This is a genomic window from Niveibacterium umoris, assembly GCF_014197015.1.
Classification (GTDB): domain Bacteria; phylum Pseudomonadota; class Gammaproteobacteria; order Burkholderiales; family Rhodocyclaceae; genus Niveibacterium; species Niveibacterium umoris.
In genome coordinates this window covers 1,521,911-1,534,057 of sequence record NZ_JACIET010000002.1, presented here as the reverse complement: position 1 = coordinate 1,534,057, position 12,147 = coordinate 1,521,911, and the positions used below count along the sequence as shown (strand labels likewise).

Below are 12,147 nucleotides of genomic sequence, written 5' to 3'. Positions count from 1 at the left end.
GGCGGAATGGGCGGTTTGACGCAGCGCACCCGCTTGAGTTCAGGTCCGCCCGTTATAATTTGTGTTTTTGCCGGACGCCGTCGCCATGACCCAGCCCCTTTTCGAATCCAACATCCGCAGCCTGCCACTGCTTGGCCGCGGCAAGGTCCGCGACATTTATGCGGTGAGCGACGACAAGCTGTTGATCGTCACCACCGACCGGCTGTCGGCCTTCGATGTCGTGCTGCCCGATCCGATCCCGCGCAAGGGCGAGGTGCTGACGGCGCTGGCGAACTTCTGGTTCGGCAAGCTGGCACATGTGGTGCCGAACCAGCTCACCGGCATCGCGCCGGAAGACGTGGTGACCGCCGAAGAACGCGATCAGGTCGTCGGCCGCGCCCTGGTGGTCAAGCGCCTCAAGCCGCTGCCGGTCGAGGCGGTGGTGCGCGGCTACATCATCGGCGGTGGCTGGAAGGACTACCTCGCCACCGGCGCGGTGTGCGGCATCCAGTTGCCGGCCGGGCTGCAGCAGGCGGCGAAACTGCCCGCGCCGATCTTCACGCCGTCCACCAAGGCGGAACTCGGCACCCACGACGAGAACATCGACTTCGCCGAGTGCGAGAGACTGCTCGGCGCCGAACTCGCCGCGAAGGTGCGCGACACCGCGATTCGCCTGTATTCCGAAGCGCGTGATTACGCCGCCAGCCGCGGCATCATCATCGCCGACACCAAGTTCGAATTCGGCCTCGACGCCGCCGGCACGCTGCATATCATCGACGAGGCGCTGACGCCCGACTCTTCGCGCTTCTGGCCTGCCGACAGCTACCGCGAAGGCATCTCGCCACCGTCTTTCGACAAACAGTACGTGCGCGATTACCTGGAAACGCTGGACTGGAACAAGCAGGCACCCGGCCCGAAGCTGCCGGCCGAGGTGGCCGAGCGCACCGGCGCCAAGTATGTTGAGGCCTACGAACGCCTCACCGGCCAGACGCTGGGCTGAAACCGCGCCCGCAAGGCGAGGAAAAACGCCCGCATCGCGCGGGCGTTTTCATTTGTCCGTCGAATCCGGCTTCAGCCAGCCAGCGCGGTCAGCGCCCTGCGCCGCTCTTCGGCGGCATCCAGATGCAACTGGTCGAGCACATCGTCCGGAATGCCGTGGGCGACGAGCTTTCGCATGCTCTCGCGCGCGCCATCGCTCATCAGCGTCAGCGGGTTGGGCGTGTCGGCAAGCAGGTTGGCGACCATCAGGATGTCCGGCAAGTTTGCCGGTGGCCACATCGATCCGTAGAGCTCGCGGTCATTCACCGCTTCGGACAGTTCGGGGCTCATGCCCAGTGCGGTCAGCACCGCCTCGCCCACCGGCTTGTGCCAGCACAGGAGAAGGTCCGACAGTTCGTGTTCGGAGTCCAGCAACTCCGGGTAATCGGCCGCCTTGCCGAGCAGGTAGAACTGCCCGATGTCATGCAGCATGCCGGCCAGCAGAGCTTCGTCCGGCTTCACGGTGCGAAAGGTGGCGCTGATCGCGTAGGACCAGCCGGCGACGTCCATGCTGTGATCCCACAGCAGTGTCGCGTAACGCCGCGCTGCGCCGAGGCGTTCGCCCTGCGCGAGCTGCGAGGTCGCGACGACCAGGGCCAGCGTGCGCACCGCCGCCAGCCCGATCCGCATGACCGCGTTCTTGACGTCCTTCACTGTTGAACCCGAACCGCCATACAGCACGGAGTTCGCCAGCCCGACCACGCGCGCCGACAGCACCGGTTCGAGCTGGATCAGGGGAACCAATGTGTCGAGCCCGGCGTCTTCCCGCTCAAGCACCTTCTTGATCTTGTGAGAAACCTCCAGAAAGGTCGGGAAACTCAGGTTGCCGTCGGCGAGTTCGCGCTCGATCTCGGCTCCGAGCTTCTGGCGCTGCGACTGGGCGTTTTCCATCAAGATCAACCTCCAAGAACGGTTCAGACAGGCATTCAGGCGCCACCGCACCGCGCGCCCGGCGGGTGGCAGCACTTCTCTTGCAGTGTTTTCGGCACAATAGCGTCACAACTTTTGGATTTTCGACATGACCAATCCATTGCTCGAATTCTCCGGCGCCCCCCGCTTCGATATTGTCACCCCGGAAGACGTCGTTCCGGCAATTTCTTCACTGCTCGAAGAAGCACGCGCGCTGGTGCAGTCCCATGCAGGCGAAACGCAAGCGCCAAGCTGGGACAGTTTCGTCGTGCCGCTCGCCGACATGACCGACCGCCTGAGCCGCGCCTGGGGCGTCGTGCGCCATCTGCATTCCGTGCTCGATTTGCCGCCCTGGCGCGAGGCCTACAACGCAGCGCTGCCGGAAGTCACCCGCTTCTTCGCCGAGATTGGCCAGAATGCGGCGCTGTTCGCGCGCTACAAGGCACTTGCCGCGCAGCCGGATTTCGCCAGCTGGCCGCGCGCGCGGCGCAAGGTGGTGGAAGACGCCGTGCGCGACTTCCGGCTCTCCGGCGCTGAGTTGCCGGACGCCGACAAGCCGCGCTTCCAGGCCATCCAGGAAGAGCTGGCCGGGCTTTCCGCGAAATTCTCCGAAAACCTGCTCGACGCCACCAATGCTTGGCACGAGGACTTCACCGACGCCGCTACGCTCGCCGGCCTGCCGGCCGATACGATCGAAAACGCACGCGCGGTAGCCGAAAAGGCGGGTGTCGCCGGTTACCGGCTGACCCTGCAGGGCCCGTGCGTCATGGCGGTGCTGCGTCAGGCCGAAGATCGCGCCTTGCGCGAGCGGGTGTGGCGCGCCAATGCAATCCGCGCCTCCGAGTTCTCCGCGGAGATCGGCCATCCGGAATGGGACAACGGGCCGCTGATCGCCCGCATCCTGACCCTGCGCGAAGAGGCCGCGCGGCTGCTCGGCTATCCGAACCATGCAAGCGTATCGCTGGTACCGAAGATGGCCGGTTCACCGCAGGAAGTGGTCGAGTTCCTGCTCGATCTGGCGCGCCGCGCGCGCCCGTCGGCCGAACGCGACCTCGCCGAGCTGCGCGCCTTTGCAGCCACTGATCTGGGCATCCCCGAACTGCAACCGTGGGACATCGGCTATGCGGCTGAAAAGCTGCGGCAGGCGCGTTACGACTTCTCGGAAGAGGCCCTGCGGCAATATTTCCCCGAACACAAGGTCCTCGAAGGCCTGTTCGGCGTGGTCGGCCGCCTGTACGGCGTGACGATCCGCCCCGATACCGCACCGCTGTGGCACCCTGACGTCCGCTACTTCACGCTGGAGCGTGACGGCATCGCGATCGGCCACTTCTACCTCGACCCGTACGCCCGCGACACCAAGCGCGGCGGCGCGTGGATGGACGAGGCGCGGTCCCTGCGCGAGAAGGCCGGCACGCGCGAAACACCGATCGCCTACCTGGTCTGCAACGCCTCGCCACCGGCCGCCGGCAAGCCGGCGCTGTACAGCTTCGACCAGGTCATCACGCTGTTCCATGAGGCCGGACACGGTTTGCACCACCTGCTGACCCGCGTTGCCGAACCCGGCGTATCAGGCATCAACGGGGTCGAGTGGGACGCCGTCGAATTGCCGAGCCAGTTCATGGAGAATTTCTGCTGGGAATGGGAAGTGCTGTCCGGCATGACGGCCCACGCAGAAACCGGCGAGCCGATCCCGCGTGCGCTGTTCGATCGCATGCTGGCTGCGAAGAACTTCCACGCCGGGCTGGCGATGCTGCGCCAGGTCGAATTCGCGTTGTTCGACATGCGCCTGCACAGTGAATTCAACCCCGCATCGGACGACGTCATGAGCTTGCTGCGCAAGGTGCGCGACGAAGTGGCGGTGATTCATCCGCCGGCCTGGCAACGCTTCCCGAACGCTTTCAGCCACATCTTCGCGGGCGGGTATTCGGCGGGCTACTTCAGCTACCACTGGGCGGAAGTGCTGTCGGCCGACGCCTACTCGGCGTTCGAGGAAGCGGCAGAAAAATCCGGCAGCGTGCTCGACCGCGCCACCGGCGAGCGCTTCATGCAGGAAGTCCTCGGCGTCGGCGGTTCGCGGCCTGCGCTGGAGTCCTTCACCGCGTTCCGCGGACGCGCACCAAAACCTGACGCACTGCTGCGTCACCACGGTATGATTCCGGCATGAACACCAAATTTACCCTGATCGCCATAATTGCGACTGCCTTGGCAGGCGCCGCACCGGCTGCACATGCCGAGGCCGTCTTCAAATGGGTCGATTCCAGCGGGCGCGTCCATTACTCCGACATGCCGCCCCCGCCAGACGCCAAGAAGGTCGAGGAACGGATGATGCGCGGCATCGCGCCCGCATCCTCGGACAAGATGTCACCCGCCATGCGGCAGGCGGTGGAGCGTTCGCCGGTCAAGCTCTATACCACTGCGGAAAATTGCGACGGATGCGCGCCCGCACGTCAGTACCTGCAAGGGCGCGGCATTCCCTTCACGGAAGTCAAACTGACCAACCAGGACGAAGCCGCTGCGGCCGCGAAAGTCTTGGGCAAAGCAAAGCCTGAAGAGGTCGGCGTTCCGGCCCTGCTGATCGGCAGCAAGCCGATCAATGGCTATCTCGAGTCGGAATGGGCTTCGGAACTGACGAGCGCTGGCTACCCGGCCAAACGCTGAACGAGCTTCCCGATCCACGAGACCCGCCGGTTAGAATCGGCGGGTCTTTTACTTTCGGGGGACCGCCTTGAAGCTCGCCACCTGGAACGTCAATTCGCTCAAGGTCCGCCTGCCGCACCTGCTCGACTGGCTCGCACGTGAGCAGCCGGACGTCGTGTGCCTGCAGGAACTCAAGTGCGAAGACGCCGCCGTACCGCGCGCCGAGATCGAAGCGGCGGGCTACCACCTGGAAACCCTCGGGCAGAAGACCTACAACGGCGTGGCGATTCTGTCGCGCACGTCGCTTGGAGCAGTGCAGCGCAACATTCCCGGCTTTGCCGATCCGCAGGCGCGGGTCATCGCGGCGACGATCGAAGGCGTACGCGTTGTCGGCGCCTATTTTCCGAACGGCCAGGCGGTCGGCTCGGAAAAGTTCGCGTACAAGCTTGAGTGGCTGACCGCCCTCACCCAGTGGCTGCGCGCCGAGATCGCGCTGCACCCGAAACTCGTACTGACCGGCGACTTCAACATCGCGCCGGAGGATCGCGACGCACACCCGGACTGGAAGGACGAAATCCACGTCTCGGCGCCGGAACGCGCCGCCTTCGCCGCGCTCACCGGGCTCGGTCTGACCGATGCCTACCGCCGCTTCGAGCACCCCGAGCGCAGTTTTTCGTGGTGGGACTACCGGATGAACGCCTTCCGCCGTAACTTCGGCCTGCGCATCGATCACATCCTGATCACCGCCCCGCTGATCGAAACCCTGAGCGCCTGCGAGGTGGACAAGAGCACCCGCAGTCTCGAACGGCCGAGCGATCACGCGCCGGTCATCGCCGTCTTCGGCTGAACATGAACGACGCGCTCGCGGCCTACCCGGCCCTCGACGCCCTCCCCCCCGCCGCCCGCGCGCGTCTGTTACACGCGAGTCAGCCGATCTGCGTTGCGGCCGGCACGCAGGTTTTCGACGAACGCCAGCAGTGCCAGGGGTTTCCGTTTGTGCTGGACGGAGCGATCCGCGTCATCAAGCGTTCGCCGCAAGGGCGTGAGCTGCCGCTGTACCGCGTCCTGGCGGGAGAGACCTGCATCGTGTCGACCGGATGCCTGCTCGGACACACCGACTACAACGCGAGCGGCGTCGCCGAACGCGACACCACGCTGCTGCTGTTGCCGCAGGCCGACTTCGACGCCCTGCTGGCAGAGCCGCCGTTTCGCGCTTTCATCTTTGCGCTGTTCTCCGAACGTATCGGGGAGCTGATGGCGCTGATCGAGGAGGTCGCATTCCGCCGCCTCGACGCTCGCCTCGCCGCGCATTTGCTGGGACGCGGCCGCCAGATCCACACCACCCACCAGCAACTGGCCGACGAACTGGGCAGCGTGCGCGAAATCGTCAGCCGCCTGCTCAAGGGCTTCGCCGATGAAGGCCTGGTGCGGCTTGCGCGCGAGCAGGTCGAGATCCTCGATCCCGCGGGTCTGCGGCGCGTCGCAGGCACAGACCCTGTGTAACCACAGTCACAGACACCACGCGCCCGCTGCGATGAAATGGCGACACCTGAACGACTCTTGCGGAGACTGACATGAAGGCGAACGTTGGCGGCATCGACAAGGTAGTGCGCATCGGCGGCGGCGCCGCGCTGGTGGGGCTGACGGTGGCGGGCATGATCGGCCCGTGGGGCTGGATCGGTGTGGTGCCCCTGCTCACCGGTGTGTTCGGTTTCTGCCCGGCCTATACGCTGCTGGGCATCAAGACCTGCCCGGCCGAGAAGGCCTGAGCCCCGCTCGCCCTCCAACCACGCCGACCCGGCCACGCGCCCGGTCGGCGTTTTGCATTCAAGTCCGCCCAGGCGACGCCGATATTCATGGGATACAGCCCAGCGGAGAATCGCAGTGAGCACGATTGCAGAACTCTTCGAACGCATCCCCGACCTGCCGGCCATGCCCAAGGTCATGCAGGACCTGGTGCGGACCATGGAAGATGACAGCGCGGACCTGAGCGACCTCGCCGACTCGGTCAAGCACGACCCGACGCTGTCGGCGCGGGTTCTGCGCATGGCCAACTCGGCTTATTACGGCGCGACGCGAAAGATCGGCGCGATCGAGGACGCAGTCACCCGCATCGGGCTCAACGCCCTGCGCACGCTGGTCATCGCCTCGGGCATGACGACCACCTTCAAGGCGGTACCGGGGGTCAAGCTGCAGCCCTTCTGGCGCCACGCGTTGCTGAGTGCCGCACTGGGGCGCGCGCTGGCGCGCCGCGCGCGGATCGACGTGGAGTTCTCCTACACCGCCGCGCTGATGCATCGCATCGGCGACTTGCTGCTGCACCTGGCGCACCCGGCGGAAGCGCAGGCGCTGGCCGCCGAAATGGTGGATGCCAGCCCGGCCGAACGCTGCGAAGCCGAGCGCGAGCGATTCGGCGCCGATCACTGCGCGGCGGGTGCCGAACTTGCGCGGCTGTGGCAGTTCCCGGTCGCGATCCAGAACGCCCTGGGCGCCTACGCCTACCCGGTCTCGAAGCAGGCCAGCCCCTTCGCGGCAGTCGTGGCGATTGCGAGCCTGTGTGCCCAGGGCTTGATGGATGGCCTCAAGGGCGATGACATTGCCGCAGCCATCCCCGCAGAGTGGCTGGACAAAATCGTGCTCGACACCGAGACGCTGGCGACCATTCTTGAGGACGGCCCCGCCATGCTGAGCGAGGCGCAGTCATTCATCTGATGCCGCTGCAGCGCGGGGCTGCGCCAAAGGCCTGAACTGGCGCGTGTCGTCGTAGTAGGCCGCGGTCTCGCTATCGGCGCTGAGCCCCGGTATCCCGAGCAGCGGCAGGGCTTGCAGGCGCGCCGGGGAGCCCTGGGCGCCGAGGCCAGCCAGCCGTTCGGCGAGCCAGGCGTCCACCTCAAGATTGCGCGCCGCGGCATCGTCTGCAAACCAGTGCGACGGAACCTCGCGCAGCAAGGCCTTGCCGCAGAGGCCGACGAAGGGCGCCCGGAGCTGATCGAGCGTCGCGTGCCCGAAGACCACCACATCAATCGAGCGCCCCCACGCCGCGCGATGCTCCCAGAACAGGCCGCGCCAGTCATGGGCACGCAGCGCCGCAAGCAAGGCTGGGTCGCTCGCCGACACCACGACCCCGCACTCGTCGAACTGGGTTAAGCGGTCGCGACGCGGGCCTCGCGGTGCCCCCGCCCCGCGCAGGGTCAGTTCTTCGAGATGGGCAGCGTTGAGCGCCGCCTTGGCTTGCGGGAAGCGACACCAGACCAGGGCGTTGAAGAAATCATGCCAGTCGTGCTCGCGCGTCGGCACGGCACCGGACGCGGCGATGCCCGCCTCGTAACCCGCTGCATGCGCGTTCGCAACGAGGCGAACCGGCGTGCCGTCACGCAGGGTCGGGCGCGGCCCGGGATCGGCCAGCGCAGCGTCGAGATCGTCGATGGAAGGCAATCCAGCCGCAAAACGCCGCAGCAGAGATGCGTAGGGTTCGAAGAGCGGCCGCCCGGCAAGCGCCGCCGGGGCGTCAATCACTGCGGTGCGGATTGTTCCGCGGCAGCAGCCTTCGCCGCCGCAAGTGCCGCGGGATCGGGCTCGAAGACCAGCACGTCGTCCTTGCGGCGGAAGGCGCCGAGCAACTGGCCGGGCGGCTTGTCACCTGTGGGTTCCATGCGGCTGACTTCGCACTTTTCGGTGCCGATGGCGTACCAGTTCTTGCCCTGCACCGCCACGAAGAGCCCCTCGCGCACACCGTAGAGCGACATCTTCGGCCCGCTGGTGTTGCCGGGCAGGATCTCCCAGCGGCGCTGGCATTGCGGGAAGCGCGCAGCCACCAGCGCCTGCTTGACCGCGTCGCTCCAGATGTAATTGCGTTCGCGTACGAGGGTGATCGCGTGGTTGCGCCCATCGACTTCATAAGCCGCGGCATTGTTCTCGCAGCCGGCCAGCCACAAGGGCAGGCTGGCAAAGGCTGCTACGGCGATCAGGTTCTTCAACTCAGGGCGCATGGACTGACGTTCAGACAAGTTTCCAGGCGATCGCTTCGCCAGCGCGCAGCGGCACCAACGGGTCGCCGCTGAGGTAGTCAAGCTGGGCCGGTACCGTCCAGCTTTCCTTGACCAGGGTGATCGATTCGGCATTGCGCGGCAGGCCGTACCAGTCCGGTCCGTTGAAGCTGGCGAAGGCTTCGAGCTTGTCGAGCGCGCCTGCCTGATCGAAGGCTTCCGCATACAGTTCGATGCCCGCATTGGCGGTGTAGCAGCCGGCACAGCCACAGGCCGCTTCCTTGGTCGACTTCGCGTGCGGGGCGGAATCGGTGCCGAGGAAGAACTTCGGCGAACCGGACGTCGCCGCCGCGACCAGTGCCTGACGGTGGGTCTCGCGCTTGAGCACCGGCAGACAATAGTGATGCGGCCGGATGCCACCGGCGAAGATGGCGTTCCGGTTCATCAACAGATGGTGCGCGGTGATCGTGGCGGCGATGTTATCGCCGGCCTCGCTCACGAATTGCGCGGCATCCGCCGTCGTGATGTGCTCGAAGACCGTGCGAAGACCCGGGAAGCGCGCCGTGACCGGCGCAAAAACGCGATCAATAAACACGCGCTCGCGATCGAAGACATCCACGTCAGCATGGGTCACCTCCCCGTGTACCAGCAGCGGCAGGCCAACGCGCTCCATCCGTTCGAGCACCGGGTAGACCTTTTCGATTGCCGTTACGCCGGCATCGGAATTGGTCGTGGCACCCGCCGGGTAGAGCTTGACCGCATGCACGAAGCCGCTGTCCTTCGCGCGATCGATCTCGTCCGGAGACGTGTTGTCTGTCAGATACAACGTCATCAGCGGCTCGAACTTTAGCCCTGCCGGCAGCACCGCGAGGATGCGTTCGCGGTAAGCGGCGGCGAGCGCCACGGTGGTGACCGGCGGGCGCAGGTTCGGCATCACGATCGCACGCCCGAAGCGGCGCGCAGTGTCAGGCAACACCGCCGCCAGGGCGGCATCGTCGCGCAGGTGCAGGTGCCAGTCGTCGGGGCGGGTAAGGGTGATCGTCTGCATGGCGAAATCTCTGTGACTTGGTTCGTTGGCCAGTTTACCAGCGGCATGCGGCATGCCTGCGCTTACTCGTCCTTGATCTCGAGGGCGCGTTCGTAAAGCGCGTTCTTGTTCGCGCCGGTGAGCTGGGCCGCCAGTTTCGCCGCGGTCTTCAGCGGCACTTCGGTGAGCAGCAGCCGCAAGGCGCGTTCGGCTTCGGGCGGCAAGCCTTGTTCGACGGGCGGGGGCGATACGATCAGCACGAACTCGCCGCGGCAGCGGTCTGCATCGGCGGCGAACCACGTGCCAGCTTCCTGCAACGGCATCCGCGCGATCTGCTCGTGCAGCTTGGTCAGTTCGCGCGCCACCACCAGTTCGCGCCCTGCGCCCAGCACGTCGGCGAGGTCGGCCACACACTCGATGACGCGATGCGGCGCCTCGTAGAACACGAGCGCCGCGGGCGTCGTCGCAAGCGATTCGAGTTCGGTGCGCCGCGCGGCCGACTTGGGCGGCAGGAATCCGATGAAGAGAAAACGCCCTTCGACCAAGCCAGACGCCGACAGCGCGGCCGTCACCGCGCTCGGCCCGGGAATCGGCACCACCGGAAACCCGGCCGCCTGCACGCGTGCCACGACCTTGGCACCAGGATCGGACACCGCGGGCGTGCCGGCGTCGGTCACCAGCGCGATGTGCTGGCCCTGTTCCAGCAGGCCGACCAGCCCATCGGCGGCTGCCTGCTCGTTGTGCTGATGTACCGCAAGCAGTCGGGTACGGATGCCATGGTGATCAAGCAGGCGCCGGGTGTGACGTGTGTCCTCAGCCGCAATCGCATCCACCTTGCCAAGCACCGCCAGCGCACGCATGGTTATGTCATATAGATTTCCGAGCGGCGTCGCGACGATGTACAGCGCCGGTTTCGGATGTAGAACACGTCCTGCAGGAGGAACAGCGTGCGACTGATCAAGCGAATCCATGAAGGTGTTTCCCGGGTGCTGGGGGGCCGGCATTCTGAGGCGGACCCGGCGGCGCCGCAAGTCGCCCCGCATCTGCGCGACGGCTCGCTGGCGGAGCGCCTTTCCGAAACCTGGCTGACGCGCCAGGGGCTCAAGGTCATTGCCCGCAATGTACGCTGCAAGCTCGGCGAAATCGACCTCGTCGCCACCGACGGCGAAATGCTTGTCTTTGTCGAAGTGCGCATGCGCACCGATCCGCGCTTCGGCGGCGCAGCGGCGAGCATCACGCCAGCCAAGCAGGCCAAACTGGTGCGCGCGGCCGAGTGGTTTCTCGCCAACGGCGGCAAGGCCTGGGCCGGGCGCCCTTGCCGCTTCGACGTGGTCTTGCTCGACCGGCTCCACCTTGCCCACATCGAATGGATTCGCGGCGCCTTCGACGCGTACTGAGCGCGGTCGCACTCGTTGGCTGTATTGCGGCGGCAGACGCCGCGCCGCGTCTGCGCGTGATGGTGCAGCGCGCACCGCTGGCCGGCTTCACTCACCACGATGCGCCTGAACTCTGGCCGCAGTTGCGTACCGGCGACCGGCTCGCCTTGCAGCGCGAGCCCGAAAATCCGCACGACGCACGCGCCATCGCGGTGATTTGGCAGGGCCGCAAGCTGGGTTACCTGCCGCGCGCCGAAAACGACGCCGTTTCGGTCGCGATGGACGCCGGCACCACCGTCGAGGCACGCATCGCGGAACGCATCGAACATGCCGACCCACGCCGCCGCATTGTCGTCGAGGTGTTCGTTGTGCCGTGAGGCCTGCACGTAGTCGCAAGCGGCCGCCCATGCCAAAATCGGGCCTGCGGCACCCCCCGCCCCAACGACAGAGAGACCCCAGAAAATGAACCGCCCGATCCGGCAATACAAGTATTACGACCTGGTGATGGTCGCCTTCGTCACCGTCCTGATCTGTTCCAACCTCATCGGCCCCGCCAAGGCGGCACAGCTCAACCTGCCGGTGATCGGCACGCTGACCTTCGGCGCTGGCGTGCTGTTCTTTCCGATCAGCTACATCTTCGGCGACATCCTCACCGAGGTGTATGGCTATGCCTACTCCCGGCGTGTGATCTGGGCCGGTTTCGCGGGCCTGACCTTCGCCTCGATCATGGCCTACGTGATCGTCGCGCTGCCGCCAGCACCCACATGGCCGAATCAGGCCGTGTATGAAACCGCCTTCGGCTCGACCTGGCGGATTTCGCTCGCGTCGCTGATCGCGTTTTCCTGCGGCGAGTTCGTCAACTCCTTCGTGCTGGCGAAGATGAAGATCCTGACGCAGGGCAAGCACCTGTGGAGCCGCACGATCGGTTCGACGATCTTCGGCGAGGCGGTGGATTCCAGCCTCTTCTACCCGCTCGCCTTCTGGAACAGCGGCATCATGCCCAACGAGCTGGTACCGACCCTGATGTTCTCGCAGTTCATCACCAAGACCATGGTGGAAGTGGTCTTCACACCACTGACCTACGTGATCGTGGCCAAACTCAAGAAGCACGAGAACGAAGACTGGTACGACCGCAATACCGACTTCAACCCGTTCAAGCTCGATACCCGCAAGTAAGCGCGCAGCACATCAGCAA

Annotated in this window: 15 protein-coding genes; 10 read left to right on the top strand and 5 right to left on the bottom strand. The window is 65.8% G+C overall.

The window, feature by feature from the left end; all coding sequences use genetic code 11:
- Positions 1 to 85: 85 nt before the first annotated feature.
- Entirely contained in the window at positions 86 to 979 is an 894-nt protein-coding gene (locus tag GGR36_RS19135; RefSeq protein WP_183636705.1) for a phosphoribosylaminoimidazolesuccinocarboxamide synthase, read from the top strand.
- A 71-nt stretch (positions 980 to 1,050) separates the two neighbouring features.
- On the opposite strand, the gene GGR36_RS19130 is transcribed toward GGR36_RS19135, so the two are convergent.
- Positions 1,051 to 1,908, bottom strand: a complete 858-nt coding sequence (locus GGR36_RS19130) for an HDOD domain-containing protein (protein ID WP_183636702.1) — start codon at positions 1,906 to 1,908, stop codon at positions 1,051 to 1,053.
- A gap of 127 nt (positions 1,909 to 2,035) precedes the next feature.
- Here GGR36_RS19130 and GGR36_RS19125 point away from each other — a divergent pair, with 127 nt between their 5' ends.
- The 6 genes from GGR36_RS19125 (at position 2,036) to GGR36_RS19100 (ending at position 7,275) form a co-directional block, all read left to right on the top strand.
- Positions 2,036 to 4,090 carry a M3 family metallopeptidase gene (locus tag GGR36_RS19125; RefSeq protein ID WP_183636699.1) on the top strand — a complete coding sequence of 685 codons (2,055 nt, stop codon included), beginning with the start codon at positions 2,036 to 2,038 and terminating at the stop codon, positions 4,088 to 4,090.
- Positions 4,087 to 4,584, top strand: a complete 498-nt coding sequence (locus tag GGR36_RS19120; protein WP_183636696.1) for a glutaredoxin family protein — start codon at positions 4,087 to 4,089, stop codon at positions 4,582 to 4,584. The genes GGR36_RS19125 and GGR36_RS19120 overlap by 4 nt, the downstream gene beginning before the upstream one ends.
- 67 nt (positions 4,585 to 4,651) lie before the next feature.
- Positions 4,652 to 5,410 carry an exodeoxyribonuclease III gene (xth, locus tag GGR36_RS19115; RefSeq protein WP_183636693.1) on the top strand — a complete coding sequence of 253 codons (759 nt, stop codon included), beginning with the start codon at positions 4,652 to 4,654 and terminating at the stop codon, positions 5,408 to 5,410.
- 2 nt (positions 5,411 to 5,412) lie between these two features.
- Positions 5,413 to 6,066, top strand: coding sequence for a Crp/Fnr family transcriptional regulator (locus GGR36_RS19110; RefSeq protein ID WP_183636690.1), 654 nt, complete (start codon positions 5,413 to 5,415; stop codon positions 6,064 to 6,066).
- A 71-nt stretch (positions 6,067 to 6,137) separates the two neighbouring features.
- Positions 6,138 to 6,332 (top strand): YgaP family membrane protein, encoded by a 195-nt coding sequence (locus tag GGR36_RS19105; protein WP_183636687.1) that lies wholly within the window; start codon positions 6,138 to 6,140, stop codon positions 6,330 to 6,332.
- 115 nt (positions 6,333 to 6,447) lie between these two features.
- Positions 6,448 to 7,275 carry an HDOD domain-containing protein gene (locus GGR36_RS19100; RefSeq protein WP_183636684.1) on the top strand — a complete coding sequence of 276 codons (828 nt, stop codon included), beginning with the start codon at positions 6,448 to 6,450 and terminating at the stop codon, positions 7,273 to 7,275.
- Here GGR36_RS19100 and GGR36_RS19095 read toward each other — a convergent pair.
- The 4 genes from GGR36_RS19095 to rsmI all read right to left on the bottom strand — a co-directional run bounded on the left by GGR36_RS19095 (position 7,264) and on the right by rsmI (position 10,547).
- Positions 7,264 to 8,079, bottom strand: a complete 816-nt coding sequence (locus GGR36_RS19095; protein ID WP_338086721.1) for a DUF3025 domain-containing protein — start codon at positions 8,077 to 8,079, stop codon at positions 7,264 to 7,266. The genes GGR36_RS19100 and GGR36_RS19095 overlap by 12 nt on opposite strands.
- Positions 8,076 to 8,552 carry a hypothetical protein gene (locus tag GGR36_RS19090; protein ID WP_183636681.1) on the bottom strand — a complete coding sequence of 159 codons (477 nt, stop codon included), beginning with the start codon at positions 8,550 to 8,552 and terminating at the stop codon, positions 8,076 to 8,078. Before GGR36_RS19090 ends, GGR36_RS19095 begins: the two co-directional genes overlap by 4 nt.
- A gap of 10 nt (positions 8,553 to 8,562) precedes the next feature.
- Positions 8,563 to 9,597 (bottom strand): dihydroorotase, encoded by a 1,035-nt coding sequence (pyrC, locus tag GGR36_RS19085; protein ID WP_183636678.1) that lies wholly within the window; start codon positions 9,595 to 9,597, stop codon positions 8,563 to 8,565.
- 62 nt (positions 9,598 to 9,659) lie between these two features.
- A complete protein-coding gene (gene rsmI, locus GGR36_RS19080; RefSeq protein WP_183636675.1) occupies positions 9,660 to 10,547 on the bottom strand; it encodes a 16S rRNA (cytidine(1402)-2'-O)-methyltransferase in 888 nt (295 codons plus the stop codon).
- On the opposite strand from rsmI, the gene GGR36_RS19075 reads away from it, so the two are divergent.
- The 3 genes from GGR36_RS19075 to GGR36_RS19065 all read left to right on the top strand — a co-directional run bounded on the left by GGR36_RS19075 (position 10,524) and on the right by GGR36_RS19065 (position 12,128).
- On the top strand, positions 10,524 to 10,973 hold the full coding sequence (locus GGR36_RS19075) for a YraN family protein (RefSeq protein WP_338086720.1): 450 nt from the start codon (positions 10,524 to 10,526) through the stop codon (positions 10,971 to 10,973). The two genes, rsmI and GGR36_RS19075, sit on opposite strands and share 24 nt — an antisense overlap.
- Entirely contained in the window at positions 10,943 to 11,329 is a 387-nt protein-coding gene (locus GGR36_RS19070) for an HIRAN domain-containing protein (RefSeq protein ID WP_183636672.1), read from the top strand. The genes GGR36_RS19075 and GGR36_RS19070 overlap by 31 nt, the downstream gene beginning before the upstream one ends.
- A gap of 85 nt (positions 11,330 to 11,414) precedes the next feature.
- Positions 11,415 to 12,128: a queuosine precursor transporter gene (locus GGR36_RS19065; protein WP_183636669.1), complete on the top strand. Its 714-nt coding sequence runs from the start codon at positions 11,415 to 11,417 to the stop codon at positions 12,126 to 12,128.
- Positions 12,129 to 12,147 lie beyond the last annotated feature (19 nt).